This is a genomic window from Streptomyces sp. NPDC050988, from assembly GCF_044456225.1.
Taxonomy (GTDB): domain Bacteria; phylum Actinomycetota; class Actinomycetes; order Streptomycetales; family Streptomycetaceae; genus Streptomyces.
This window is the reverse complement of sequence record NZ_JBITFQ010000016.1, coordinates 79,159-91,159: the sequence shown is the minus strand read 5'-3', so window position 1 is coordinate 91,159 and position 12,001 is coordinate 79,159. Positions and strand designations below refer to the sequence as shown.

Here is a 12,001-nt window from a genome sequence, read left to right as displayed (position 1 = left end):
CGGTCCCCCAACCGGATCCGGGAAATTTGCCCGATTTGTCGATTTGTTGTCCACCACTCGGACAACTGCCCACTCGGTCGACCACACCCCCGGGCCCCTGCCTCAGGTCACCTACGCGTGACGCAGGCGCTTCGCGAACTCCGCCGCCGCCGCGCCCGGATCGTCGGCCTCGGTGATCGCCCGTACGACGACGATGCGGCGGGCGCCCGCTTCGAGCACCTCGTCGAGGTTGCCGAGGTCGATGCCGCCGATGGCGAACCAGGGGCGGTCGGTGGCCAGCCCGGCGGTGTACCGGACCAGCCCGAGACCCGGCGCGTGGCGGCCGGGCTTGGTGGGGGTCGGCCAACAGGGGCCGGTGCAGAAGTAGTCCACGCCCTCCTGGACGGCGGCGGCAGCGGCCTCCGCGTCGGCGTGCGTGGAGCGGCCGATCAGGACGTCGTCGCCGAGGATCGCCCGGGCGGCGGGCACCGGAAGATCGCCCTGGCCCAGGTGCAGCACGTCGGCGCCGATGGCGTGGGCGACGTCCGCCCGGTCGTTCACCGCGAGCAGCTTGCCGTGCCGACGGCAGGCGCCCGCGAGGACGGCGAGGTGCTCCAGCTCCTCGGCCGCCTCCATGCCCTTGTCCCGCAGCTGCACGATGTCCACGCCGTTCGCCAGGACCGCGTCCAGGAAGTCGGCGAGGTCGCCCTGGCGCCTGCGGGCGTCAGTGCAGAGGTACACGCGGGCGTCGGCGAGCCGGGCGCGTGCGGTGGATTCGGGCATGCGTGGGTCCCCCGTGTCGTGTCGGTGGCGTACGGGCCGTGAGGATCGCGGCCCGTACGCCGGACGGCGTGATCAGGTCAGACGGCGAGCGCCTGGGCGCGACGCTTCACCTCCGTGCCGCGATTCTCGCTCAGGGCCTGCGCGGGCGTGCCGGGCAGGCTCTCGTCGGGGGTGAAGAGCCACTCGAGCATCTCTTCGTCGGTGAAGCCGTCGTCCCGCAGGAGCGTCAGGGTGCCGGTCAGGCCCTTGACGACCTTCTGCTCGGCCCCGTCGATGAAAGCGGCGGGGACGTGCAGCGCGCGGTTCTCACCACGGCGTACGGCGATGAGCTGGCCTTCCTTGACCAGTTGCCGGACGCGGGTCACCTCGACACCGAGCTGTTCGGCGATGTCGGGGAGGGTGAGCCAGGCGGGGACGAGAGCATCGATCTTTGCGTCAATCTCGGTCACGAACACAAGCCTGCCATCTCGGACTGACAGTCGGTACCCGGGCCGGTGCGACCGTGTCACGCCCGCGGCCCCGCTGCCCCTTTCGCACCTGGGCCGCAGCCCCGTCAGGGGCGCGGGGAACTGCGCGACCAGCCACGGACGGCCCGCAGACACCAAACGACCTCCAGCCCCGTGCGGCCCGGCGGCCTCCAGCCGTGCGGCCCGGCGGAGCGTCTACGCGGTCGCGCCCTTGAGCGGCAGCGCGGGGTCGGACAGAAGCCCGGAATCCATCGGCGTGCCCGCCTCGATCAGCCGCCTGCCCTGTGCCAGGTCCCGAGGCCGTCCCACCGCCAGGACCGCGACCAGGCGGTTCTCGCGGAGCCAGCACACCGACCAGGACGGTCCGGCCGGGTCACCGCGCCGGACCAGGGCGTCGGCGGACCCGTGATGGCCCGCGTACTGGACGAAGCGGCCGAACTGCTCGGACCAGAAGTACGGCACGGGGTCGTACGTGACGGACGTCTCACCGACGATGTTCGCGGCGACCGTGCGCGGGCCCTGGAGGGCGTTGTCCCAGTGGTGGACGAGCAGGCGCTCCCCGTAGCGGCCGGACGGGAACGAGGCGCAGTCACCGACCGCGTACACGTCCGGGGCGGAGGTGCGCAGGTGGTCGTCCGCGACGATCTCGCGACGGGCGCCCAGCTCGATCCCGGAACCGGCCAGCCAGGCCGTGGCGGGCCGCGCCCCGATGCCCACGACGACGGCACCCGCTGGCAGCCGTGAGCCGTCGTCGAGCACCACCTCGCCGGACTCGACGTGCTCCACGCGCGCGTGGGTGCGCAACACCGCCCCGCTGTCCGCGTACCAGGCGGCCATCGGAGCGGCCACCTCCTCGGGCAGCACACCGGCCAGCGGCCGGTCGGCGGCCTCCACGACGGTCACCGCGCAGCCCGCCTCGCGCGCCGCCGTGGCGAACTCGGCGCCGATCCAGCCCGCGCCCACCACCACGATGTCGTGCTGCCGTGCGAGGACGGGGCGCAGCCGCTCGGCGTCGTCGAGCGTGCGCAGCAGATGGACGCCGGGTACGCCCTGGGCGCCCGGCAGTTGGATCGGCTCGGCACCGGTGGCGATGACGAGGACGTCGTACGGAACCGGGCCGTCGGCCGTGTCGAGTTCATGCCGCGAGGGGTGCACGCCGGTCACTTCGAGCCCCAGGCGGAGCTCCACGTCGAGCGCCTCGAAGTCGACGTCGAAGGCGGAGCCCTCGGCCTTGCCGAGCAGTACGGCCTTGGACAGCGAGGGCCGGTCGTACGGCTGATGGGGCTCCGCGCCGATCAGGGTCACGCTTCCGGCGAAGCCCCTCTCCCGCAGGGCGACGGCGGTCTGTACGCCGGCCATGCCCGCCCCGGCGATCACGGCGCTCCGTCGCGCCGCCGGGCTCCGTCCCTGCGTCTGCTCACTCACACGATCACCATAGACACTGGTGAAATCGTCGGTCAGGGGGCGCGATCGGTGAGCTGTTGCACAGCGTCAGGCTTCGGTGACCTCTTCGACCACACTTGTCCCGCTGCCCTCCTGCGACTCCCACTCCCAGGTCTCCTCCAGGCGCACCCGCCCGTCGGGCAGTTCGAGGACCTGGGACACGCAGTGCCCGGACGAGGTGCTGCCGTCGACCTTCAGCTGCACGTACCGGAAGTCGAGCCGGTCGCCCGCGCGCGTGCCCACGAGATGGCCGCGTACGACGTCGCCGCCCGCGTACTCGGCCCAGATCTCGCCGTCCTTCTCGTGGTAGGCGAACCGGGTACGGGTGCCCACCTGGCCCGGCGCCTGGTCCGCGACCGGAGAGAGGAGGAGTCCGTCGAGCGAGCGGGCCATGCGTGAAGGCTCCCTTACAGGCTGTTGGGGCGAAGGGCTAGGGTGGCCAACGTAAAGCACTCGCGGGAGTCCGGACGCACCGGGCTGAGAGGGAGGCTGGGACGGCCTCCGACCGTACGAACCTGATCCGGGTCATGCCGGCGAAGGGAGGGGCTGGACGCCCATGTCGCGTACACCGGAGACACCCGTAGCACCCGATAGGCCCGATGCGCCCGATGCGCCCGATAGAAGGCGCACGGCAGACGTCCTGGTCGTCGGGGGCGGGATCATCGGCCTCGTCACGGCCTGGCGGGCCGCGCAGCGCGGGTTCACGACCGCGCTCGTGGACCCGGAGCCCGGCGGCGGCGCCGCGCAGGTCGCCGCTGGGATGCTGGCCGCCGTCACCGAACTCCACTACGGCGAGCAGACCCTGCTCGGCCTCAATCTGGCCTCGGCGCGCCGCTATCCGGACTTCGCGGCCGAGCTGACCGAGGCCACCGGCCAGGACCTCGGATACCGGCAGTGCGGCGCGCTGGCGGTCGCGCTCGACGCCGACGACCGCGCCCATCTGCGCGAAGTCCACGCCCTGCAACGCCGGTCGGGCCTGGAGTCGGAGTGGCTCAGCGGCCGCGAGTGCCGGCGTCTGGAGCCGATGCTCGCGCCGGGCGTGCGCGGCGGGCTCCGGGTCGACGGCGACCACCAGATCGATCCGCGGCGGCTCTCCGGGGCCCTGGTCACGGCCTGCGAGCGGGCCGGAGTGACCTTCCACCGGACGTGGGCCGACCGCCTGACTGTCGTACGGGACCGGGCCGTCGGAGTCGTCACGCCGGACGGCACCGAGCTGTCGGCGGGCCAGGTCGTCCTCGCCGCGGGCAGTCTCAGCGGACGCTTCGCGGGCGTCCCCGACAACGTGCTGCCGCCGGTGCGCCCCGTGAAGGGACAGGTGCTGCGGCTGACGGTCCCGAAACGGTACGCGCCCTTCCTGAGCCGCAGCGTGCGTGCCGTCGTCCGCGGCAACCACATCTATCTGGTGCCGCGGGAGAGCGGCGAACTGGTCGTCGGCGCGACCAGCGAGGAGCTGGGCTGGGACACCACGGTGACCGCCGGCGGCGTGTACGAGCTGCTGCGGGACGCCCACGAACTCGTCCCCGGCATCACCGAGCTGCCGCTCACCGAGACACGGGCCGGACTGCGCCCGGGCTCCCCCGACAACGCGCCCCTGCTCGGCCCGACCGAACTCCCCGGTCTCCTGCTCGCGACCGGCCACTACCGCAACGGCGTACTCCTCACGCCCGTCACCGGGGACGTGATGGCGCACGCCCTGACCACCGGTGAACTCCCGGACGAGGCCCGCCCGTTCACACCCAGGCGGTTCGGTGCCGCCGCACTCTCGGAGCAGCCCGCATGAGCATGAGCATCTTCGTCAACGGGGAGCGGCGGCAGCTGGCCCCGGACACGGCCCTGGACACCCTCGTCGCAGCGCTCACCGCGGCTCCCTCCGGTGTCGCCGCCGCACTCAACGAAACCGTCGTCCCGCGCGCGCAGTGGTCGAAGACCCTCCTCTCCGAGGGAGACCGCGTCGAAGTCCTCACCGCCGTCCAAGGAGGCTGACCCATGGCCGACGATCCCTTCGTCCTCGGCGGTACGTCCTTCACGTCCCGTCTGATCATGGGCACCGGTGGCGCGCCCAGCCTCGACGTCCTGGAGCGCTCACTCGTCGCGTCCGGCACCGAGCTGACGACGGTCGCGATGCGCCGCGTGAACCCGAAGGCCCACGGCTCGGTGCTGTCCGTGCTCGAACGGCTGGGCATCCGAGTGCTGCCCAACACGGCGGGCTGTTTCACCGCCGGGGAGGCCGTTCTGACGGCCCGGCTCGCGCGTGAGGCGCTCGGCACGGACCTCGTCAAGCTGGAGGTCATCGCCGACGAGCGCACCCTGCTGCCCGACCCGATCGAGCTGCTCGACGCCGCCGAGACCCTGGTCGACGACGGCTTCACGGTCCTCCCGTACACGAACGACGACCCGGTGCTCGCCCGCAGGCTGGAGGACGTGGGGTGCGCCGCGGTCATGCCGCTCGGCTCGCCGATCGGGTCCGGGCTCGGCATCCGCAACCCGCACAACTTCCAGCTGATCGTGGAGCACGCGCGCGTGCCGGTGATCCTGGACGCGGGTGCAGGGACGGCGTCGGACGCGGCGATCGCCATGGAGCTGGGGTGCGCGGGTGTGATGCTCGCCTCGGCCGTGACCCGGGCGCAGGAGCCGGTGCTGATGGCCGAGGGCATGCGGCACGCGGTCGAGGCGGGCCGGCTCGCGTACCGCGCGGGGCGCATTCCGCGCCGTCACTTCGCCGAGGCGTCGTCCCCTGTGGAGGGTGTCGCCCGTTTGGACCCGGAAAGGCCTGCTTTCTGACGCTTGGCCTGAACGCCTGTCCGAATACGGATGCCGCACCGCGGTCGCCGTCGTGCGACGTGCGTCACAGCTCGGCTGCAGTAGCGCCCCGGAATCGCCCGTACGGGCGGCGTTGACAGTGGCGGCTCGTACACTCACCTGCGTGGATACGACGCTTCAGGACCCGCTCGTCGGGCACGTGCTCGACGGCCGCTACCGCGTCGACGCGCGCATCGCCGTCGGCGGGATGGCCACGGTCTACCGTGCCGTGGACACCCGCCTGGACCGGGTGCTCGCGCTCAAGGTGATGCACCCGGGCCTGGCCGCCGACGCCACGTTCGTGGACCGCTTCATCCGCGAGGCGAAGTCGGTCGCCCGGCTCGCGCACCCGAACGTGGTGCAGGTCTTCGACCAGGGCACGGACGGCAGTTACGTCTATCTGGCGATGGAGTACGTGGCCGGGTGCACCCTGCGCGACGTGCTGCGCGAGCGCGGAGCGCTGCAGCCGCGGGCCGCGCTCGACGTCCTGGAGCCGGTCCTCGCCGCACTCGGCGCCGCGCACCGCGCCGGGTTCGTGCACCGCGACATGAAGCCGGAGAACGTCCTGATAGGGGACGACGGCCGGGTGAAGGTCGCGGACTTCGGTCTCGTACGGGCCGTGGACACGGTCACCAGCACGACCGGGGCCGTGCTCGGCACGGTGTCGTATCTCGCGCCCGAGCAGATAGAGAACGGCACGGCCGATCCCCGGGTCGACGTGTACGCGTGCGGCATCCTCCTCTTCGAGATGCTGACCGGCGACCGCCCGCACTACGGGGACTCGCCCGCCACCGTGCTCTACAAGCACCTCCACGAGGACGTGCCCCGGCCGTCGGCGTCCGTGCCGGGCCTGGCCTACGAGCTCGACGAGCTGGTCACGACGGCCACCGCACGCAACCCCGACCTCCGTCCGTACGACGCGGTCGAGCTGCTCTCGCAGGTCCTGGACGCCCGGAACGCACTGAGCGCCGACCAGCTGGACGCCATCCCGCCGCAGGCGGTCGCCACGGACCACCAGAACGCCGACGACCGTACGAGCGTGATCCCGCTCTCGCTGTCGGTGCAGCGGCCCCTCCCGGTGAACGACGACGACGCCGAGCTGAACCGCACGAGCTACCTGCCGTCCCCGCCGCCCGAACCGCCGCGCCGCGGCCGTGGAGGCCGCATGGTGGCGCCCCGTCGCGGTCTGATCGCGATCGTCGCCGCGGTGCTGCTGGCCCTCGGCCTGGGCGCGGGCGTCTGGTACATCAACTCCGGCCAGTTCACCACGGTCCCTGGAGTGCTCTCCAAAACCGAGGCCCAGGCCAAGAGGCAGCTCACGAGCGCCGGTCTCGACGTGAAGGACGTCAAGCGCAGCTTCAGCGACACCGTCAAGCCGGGCCGGGTCATCAGCAGCGACCCGAAGCCGGGCGCCCGGATCCGGGACAACGACTCGGTGACCCTGACGGTCTCCAAGGGCCCCGAGATCGTGCGCGTGCCGGACCTGGAGGGCTACTCGCTGGACAAGGCCAAGCAGCGCCTGAAGAACGAGGGCCTGGTGGCGGGCATGGTCACCAAGGGCTTCAGCGACGACGTACCGGTGGGTTTCGTGATCCGTACGGAGCCTGGGGCGGGCACCGAGCGCCGCGGCGGTTCGGCGATCGCGCTCACCGTCAGCAAGGGCAACCCGGTGGACGTGCCCGACGTCGTGGGTGACGACCTGGAGGACGCCAGGCAGGAGCTGGAGGAGGCCGGCCTGACGGTCGAGGTCGCCTCCGAGCAGGTCACGTCCGAGTACGAGGCCGGTCAGGTCGCCAAGCAGTCGCTGGATCCCGACACCAAGGCGGCCGGGGGTGACACCGTCACGCTGACGGTGTCCAAGGGCCCGGAGATGATCGAGGTCCCGGACGTCGTGGGCGACAGCGTCGACGACGCGAAGCAGGAGCTGGAAGCGGCCGGCTTCAAGGTCGAGGAGGACCGCGGCCTGCTCGGCCTCTTCGGCGACACGGTCGAGAGCCAGTCGGTGGACGGCGGCGACACGGCCCCCGAGGGATCGACGATCACGATCGAGATCCGCTGACGCAGACCCAGCCCCACCAGCCCCAGCCCCAGACGCAGACGCAGACGCAGACGCAGACGGGCACAGCAGCACACGGGCACGCAGGCATGCCGGGCGCACAGGCACCCGCAGAGACATGGCCGCCGACCGGGAGACCGGGACCGCGTGACACCCTGAAGGGGTGAGCACTCAGCAGTCCCGCAACCCCGTCGGCGGCCATGTCCCCGTCGCCGGAGGCCTCGCCTCCGTCGGCCTCTCGTACGCGCGCGAGCTGGCCGCCGAGACCGTCCAGGTCTTCGTCGCCAACCCGCGCGGCTGGGCGACCCCGCCCGGAAACCCCCTCCAGGACGACGAGTTCCGCGCGGCCTGCGCCGCCGAGTCGATCCCCGCGTATGTCCACGCCCCCTATCTGATCAACTTCGGCTCGCACACCGAGGCGACCGTGGAGAAGTCGGTGGAGTCGCTGCGGCACTCACTGCGGCGCGGGCGGGCGATCGGGGCGCTCGGCGTCGTCGTGCACACGGGCTCCGCGACCGGCGGCCGGGAACGCTCGGTCGCGCTGCGGCAGGTCCGCGAGCACCTGCTGCCGCTGCTCGACGAGCTGACCCACGACGACGACCCGTTCCTGCTGCTGGAGTCGACCGCCGGACAGGGCGCCTCGCTCTGCTCACGGACCTGGGACTTCGGACCGTACTTCGAAGCACTGGACTCCCACCCCAAGCTGGGCGTCTGCCTGGACACCTGCCACATCTTCGCGGCGGGCCACGACCTCACCGGGCCCAGCGGGATGCACCAGACGCTCGACCTGCTGGTGGACACGGTCGGCGAGGGCCGGCTGAAGCTGATCCACGCCAACGACTCCAAGGACGTGGCCGGCGCCCACAAGGACCGCCACGAGAACATCGGCGCGGGGCACATCGGCGAGGACCCGTTCCGCGCGCTGATGACCCACCCCGCCACCGAGGGCGTACCGCTGATCATCGAGACGCCCGGCGGCAAGGAGGGGCACGCGGCGGACGTGGAGCGGCTGAAGAAGCTCCGGGACAGCTGAGCGAAACCGCCACCAAAAGCCCGAGAGGCCCGAGAACCCAGGAAGCCCAGGAGATCCAAGAAATCCAGACAGGAGCCCCAGGCAGGCGCGCCGGGGCCTACAGCTCGGGGCCGTCCCCGGGCTCCTCCTGGTACGAGTAGCGCTGTTCGCGCCAGGGATCGCCGACGTTGTGGTAGCCGCGCTCCTCCCAGAAGCCGCGGCGGTCGGCCGTCATGTACTCGACGCCGCGGACCCACTTGGGACCCTTCCACGCGTACAGCTGCGGCACGACGAGACGCAGCGGGAAGCCGTGCTCCGCGGTGAGCAGTTCGCCGTCCTTGTGGGTGGCGAAGATCGACCGCTCGGACGCGAAGTCGTCGAGGCGCAGATTCGAGCTGAAGCCGTACTCCGCCCAGACCATCACATGGGTGACGGTGGGCGCCGGCGGGGCGATCTCCAGGATCGTACGGGCCGGGATGCCGCCCCACTCCGCGCCGATCATGCTGAACTTGGTGACGCAGTGCAGATCGGCCACGACCGTGGCGTACGGCAGGGCGGTGAACTCCTCGTGGGTCCAGCAGTGCTTCTCGCTGTCTGCGGTGGCGCCGAAGACCCTGAACTCCCAGCGCTCGGGACGGAACTTCGGCACGGGCCCGTAGTGCGTGACCGGCCAGCCCCGCTGAAGTCGCTGCCCCGGCGGAAGCTCCGACTGCGCTGCTTCTCCAGATTCACGACCCACCGGCTGACCCATGACTCCATCCTGACAGACCCCGGACGATGGGCATGACCAGGTACGCACCGACTCTGACAACTCGGCACAACCAGGACTAAGCAAGTACTTACTTACTAAGCATGCACTTACTGGACGATCTTCTACGCCGGTGCAATCATGCGGCGCAACCTGCCAGTTCCCCCCGCTTGGAAGGAGCCTCTGCGATGCAGGGCGACCCCGAGGTCATCGAATTCCTCAACGAGCAGCTGACCGCCGAACTCACCGCGATCAACCAGTACTTCCTGCACGCGAAGATGCAGGAGAACTTCGGCTGGACGAAGCTGGCGAAGTACACGCGGCACGAGTCCATCGACGAGATGAAGCACGCGGAGATCCTGACCGACCGCATCCTCTTCCTGGACGGTCTGCCGAACTACCAGCGGCTGTTCCACGTCCGCGTCGGGCAGACGGTCACGGAGATGTTCCAGGCGGACCGGCAGGTCGAGGTCGAGGCGATCGACCGGCTCAAGCGCGGTATCGAGGTGATGCGGACCAAGGGCGACATCACGTCCGCGAACATCTTCGAGTCGATCCTCGAGGACGAGGAGCACCACATCGACTATCTGGACACCCAGCTGGAGCTGGTGGAGAAGCTCGGCGAGGCGCTCTACATCGCGCAGCTCATCGAGCAGCCGGACAGCTGAGCGGCGAGCAGCCGGAACAGCTAGGCCGCCTCTTCCAGCTCTTCCACTTCGGAGAGCACGGGCATGCCCTGGTCGGCCAGCTCACGCCGAGGGCACTCACCCCTGCCCAGCAGTGCCTGAATGCGTCGTACGCACGAGCCGCAGTCGGTGCCCGCCTTGCAGGCCGACGCTATCTGCCGGGGGGTGCAGGCGCCGTCGTCCGCGTGCTTCTTCACCTGCGCCTCGGTCACCCCGAAGCAGTTGCAGACGTACACGCGGTTCACCTCCCGACGGGATTCGTTGGGTTGTCGTGCCATCCCGATAATCGGTGAGGCTAACCTAACCTTACCCGCCGGACCTGAGCCGCAAAAGTGCGATGGGGCGCGGATCGTATGTGATCCGCGCCCCAATACACGTCTTGTAACAACCGAAACGGCTGCCGACCCACTACTGGTCCCGGTACATCTCCGCCACCAGGAACGCCAGGTCAAGGGACTGGCTGCGGTTCAGTCGCGGGTCGCAGGCCGTCTCGTAGCGCTGGTGCAGATCGTCGACGAAGATCTCGTCGCCGCCGCCCACGCACTCGGTGACGTCGTCACCGGTGAGCTCGACGTGGATGCCGCCCGGGTGGGTGCCCAGGCCCTTGTGGACCTCGAAGAAGCCCTTGACCTCGTCGAGCACGTCGTCGAAGCGGCGGGTCTTGTGACCTGAGGCCGCCTCGTACGTGTTGCCGTGCATCGGGTCGGTGATCCAGGCGACGGTCGCGCCCGAGGCGGTGACCTTCTCGACCAGCTCGGGCAGCTTGTCGCGGACCTTGTCGGCGCCCATGCGGACGATGAAGGTCAGCCGGCCGGGCTCGCGGTCCGGGTCGAGACGCTCGATGTACTGCAGCGCGTCCTCGGCCGTCGTCGTCGGGCCCAGCTTGATGCCGATCGGGTTGCGGATCTTCGAGGCGAACTCGATGTGCGCGCCGTCCAGCTGACGGGTGCGCTCACCGATCCACACCATGTGCCCGGAGACGTCGTACAGGTGACCCGTACGGGAGTCGACCCTGGTCAGCGCCGATTCGTAGTCGAGGAGCAGCGCCTCGTGGGAGGCGTAGAACTCGACGGTCTTGAACTCCTCCGGGTCGGCCCCGCAGGCGTGCATGAAGTTCAGTGCCTGGTCGATCTCGCGCGCCAGCTGCTCGTAGCGCTGCCCCGACGGCGAGGTCTTCACGAAGTCCTGGTTCCAGGCGTGCACCTGACGCAGGTCGGCGTAGCCGCCGGTGGTGAAGGCGCGCACCAGGTTGAGCGTCGAGGCGGAGGCGTTGTACATCCGCTTCAGGCGCTCGGGGTCCGGGATGCGGGCCTTCTCGTTGAACTCGAAGCCGTTGACCGAGTCGCCGCGGTAGGTCGGCAGGGTCACGCCGTCACGGGTCTCGGTGCCCTTGGAGCGCGGCTTCGAGTACTGGCCGGCGATGCGGCCGACCTTCACGACCGGCACGGACGCCGCGTACGTGAGGACGGCGCCCATCTGGAGCAGGGTCTTGAGCTTGTTGCGGATGTGGTCGGCGGACACGGCGTCGAAGGCCTCGGCGCAGTCGCCGCCCTGAAGCAGGAACGCCTCGCCCTTGGCGACGGCTCCCAGCCGGGCACGCAGCTGGTCGCACTCGCCGGCGAAGACGAGCGGCGGATACGACTCGAGGTCCGCGATCACATCGCGCAGAGCCTCGGCATCGGGGTACTCGGGCTGCTGCGCCGCGGGCAGGTCTCGCCAGGTGTTGCCAGCGCTTGCGCTGGACTTAGCGTTCACGGTCACGACCTCAACATTACGGGGTCATGTCGGGCGTCCATCCCCATGCTCATCAATTGAGACGGGCCGCGCTCGATCGAACGCCCCGACGTGTACGCCGTACGTACGCCGTATGTGTGCCGTCACACAGGGTTTCACATGGGGTAGGGTGCGGCGCATGTTCGCGCACTCGATCCAGAACCCGATCCAGAACTGGTGGTGGACCGCTCATCCGGCGGCCCACTGACTGCGCGTACGCAAGACTTCGCGAAGGCCGCCCGAGGGGCGGCCTTC

General features: G+C 70.4%; 14 protein-coding genes and 1 riboswitch. Of the genes, 7 read left to right on the top strand and 7 right to left on the bottom strand.

Going from position 1 to position 12,001, the window contains the following annotated elements; translation table 11 throughout:
- Positions 1–111 precede the first annotated feature (111 nt).
- The 4 genes from thiE to ACIBEI_RS29635 all read right to left on the bottom strand — a co-directional run bounded on the left by thiE (position 112) and on the right by ACIBEI_RS29635 (position 3,065).
- Complete coding sequence (gene thiE, locus ACIBEI_RS29650) at positions 112–762, bottom strand: thiamine phosphate synthase (RefSeq protein WP_398893297.1); 651 nt, start codon at positions 760–762, stop codon at positions 112–114.
- 77 nt (positions 763–839) lie between these two features.
- On the bottom strand, positions 840–1,211 hold the full coding sequence (locus tag ACIBEI_RS29645; RefSeq protein ID WP_143637890.1) for a helix-turn-helix domain-containing protein: 372 nt from the start codon (positions 1,209–1,211) through the stop codon (positions 840–842).
- A 213-nt stretch (positions 1,212–1,424) separates the two neighbouring features.
- Positions 1,425–2,654 carry an NAD(P)/FAD-dependent oxidoreductase gene (locus ACIBEI_RS29640; protein ID WP_398893296.1) on the bottom strand — a complete coding sequence of 410 codons (1,230 nt, stop codon included), beginning with the start codon at positions 2,652–2,654 and terminating at the stop codon, positions 1,425–1,427.
- 66 nt (positions 2,655–2,720) lie between these two features.
- Positions 2,721–3,065 (bottom strand): hypothetical protein, encoded by a 345-nt coding sequence (locus tag ACIBEI_RS29635; protein WP_398893295.1) that lies wholly within the window; start codon positions 3,063–3,065, stop codon positions 2,721–2,723.
- A gap of 52 nt (positions 3,066–3,117) precedes the next feature.
- Positions 3,118–3,231, top strand: a riboswitch (TPP riboswitch).
- On the opposite strand from ACIBEI_RS29635, the gene thiO reads away from it, so the two are divergent.
- The 5 genes from thiO (at position 3,229) to ACIBEI_RS29610 (ending at position 8,560) form a co-directional block, all read left to right on the top strand.
- The gene (gene thiO / locus ACIBEI_RS29630; RefSeq protein WP_398893294.1) at positions 3,229–4,452 is read left to right on the top strand and encodes a glycine oxidase ThiO; all 1,224 of its coding nucleotides are present in this window, start codon (positions 3,229–3,231) and stop codon (positions 4,450–4,452) included. Its footprint overlaps the riboswitch before it by 3 nt.
- Positions 4,453–4,454: 2 nt before the next feature.
- Positions 4,455–4,655 carry a sulfur carrier protein ThiS gene (thiS, locus tag ACIBEI_RS29625; RefSeq protein ID WP_055612073.1) on the top strand — a complete coding sequence of 67 codons (201 nt, stop codon included), beginning with the start codon at positions 4,455–4,457 and terminating at the stop codon, positions 4,653–4,655.
- 3 nt (positions 4,656–4,658) lie between these two features.
- Positions 4,659–5,453, top strand: coding sequence for a thiazole synthase (locus ACIBEI_RS29620; protein WP_398893293.1), 795 nt, complete (start codon positions 4,659–4,661; stop codon positions 5,451–5,453).
- Between the two features lie 142 nt (positions 5,454–5,595).
- On the top strand, positions 5,596–7,530 hold the full coding sequence (gene pknB / locus ACIBEI_RS29615; protein ID WP_398893292.1) for a Stk1 family PASTA domain-containing Ser/Thr kinase: 1,935 nt from the start codon (positions 5,596–5,598) through the stop codon (positions 7,528–7,530).
- Between the two features lie 160 nt (positions 7,531–7,690).
- Positions 7,691–8,560 (top strand): deoxyribonuclease IV, encoded by an 870-nt coding sequence (locus ACIBEI_RS29610; protein ID WP_398893291.1) that lies wholly within the window; start codon positions 7,691–7,693, stop codon positions 8,558–8,560.
- 97 nt (positions 8,561–8,657) lie between these two features.
- On the opposite strand, the gene ACIBEI_RS29605 is transcribed toward ACIBEI_RS29610, so the two are convergent.
- A complete protein-coding gene (locus ACIBEI_RS29605; protein WP_189840281.1) occupies positions 8,658–9,290 on the bottom strand; it encodes a sulfite oxidase-like oxidoreductase in 633 nt (210 codons plus the stop codon).
- A 185-nt stretch (positions 9,291–9,475) separates the two neighbouring features.
- On the opposite strand from ACIBEI_RS29605, the gene bfr reads away from it, so the two are divergent.
- Positions 9,476–9,955 (top strand): bacterioferritin, encoded by a 480-nt coding sequence (bfr, locus tag ACIBEI_RS29600; RefSeq protein ID WP_143637901.1) that lies wholly within the window; start codon positions 9,476–9,478, stop codon positions 9,953–9,955.
- Positions 9,956–9,975: 20 nt separating this feature from the next.
- Here the strand turns inward: bfr and ACIBEI_RS29595 are convergent, their stop codons facing one another.
- Together ACIBEI_RS29595 and ACIBEI_RS29590 are read right to left on the bottom strand one after the other, a co-directional pair.
- Positions 9,976–10,218, bottom strand: a complete 243-nt coding sequence (locus tag ACIBEI_RS29595; protein WP_398893290.1) for a bacterioferritin-associated ferredoxin — start codon at positions 10,216–10,218, stop codon at positions 9,976–9,978.
- Between the two features lie 163 nt (positions 10,219–10,381).
- Positions 10,382–11,734: a class II 3-deoxy-7-phosphoheptulonate synthase gene (locus ACIBEI_RS29590; protein ID WP_200398802.1), complete on the bottom strand. Its 1,353-nt coding sequence runs from the start codon at positions 11,732–11,734 to the stop codon at positions 10,382–10,384.
- Positions 11,735–11,840: 106 nt separating this feature from the next.
- Between ACIBEI_RS29590 and ACIBEI_RS29585 the strand changes: the two genes are divergently transcribed.
- Positions 11,841–11,954, top strand: coding sequence for a trp operon leader peptide (locus ACIBEI_RS29585; protein ID WP_398893289.1), 114 nt, complete (start codon positions 11,841–11,843; stop codon positions 11,952–11,954).
- The last annotated feature ends 47 nt before the right edge of the window (positions 11,955–12,001 follow it).